Raw genomic sequence first — 404 nt, forward strand, 5'->3', positions numbered from 1 at the left:
GGGTGGTCGTAGATCTGGGTGTCCGTGCCGATCTCGACCATCTTCCCCAGGTACATCACCCCCACCCGGTCCGAGATGTGCCGCACGATCGACAGGTCGTGCGCGATGAACATGTACGACAGGTCGAACTCGTCCTGCAGCTTCTCCAGCAGGTTGATCACCTGCGCCTGCACCGACACGTCCAGCGCCGACACCGGCTCGTCCGCGATGATCACCTCCGGCTTCAGCGCCAGACCCCGCGCGATCCCGATCCGCTGCCGCTGACCACCCGAGAACTGGTGCGGATACCGGTTGATGTACTCCGGGTTCAGACCCACCACGTCCAGCAGGTCCTGCACCGCCCGCCGCCGGTCCCCCCTCGGCGCCACCTCCGGATGGATCTCGAACGGCTCCCCGATGATGTC

General features: G+C 65.8%; 1 protein-coding gene. It reads right to left on the bottom strand.

From position 1 onward, the window contains the following. Window positions 1-404, bottom strand: a 404-nt coding sequence (locus LO771_RS30105; protein WP_230748338.1) for an ABC transporter ATP-binding protein, incomplete at both ends; no start/stop codon positions are given.

Origin of the sequence: Streptacidiphilus sp. ASG 303, from assembly GCF_020991365.1 — a bacterium.
Taxonomy (GTDB): Bacteria; Actinomycetota; Actinomycetes; order Streptomycetales; family Streptomycetaceae; genus Peterkaempfera.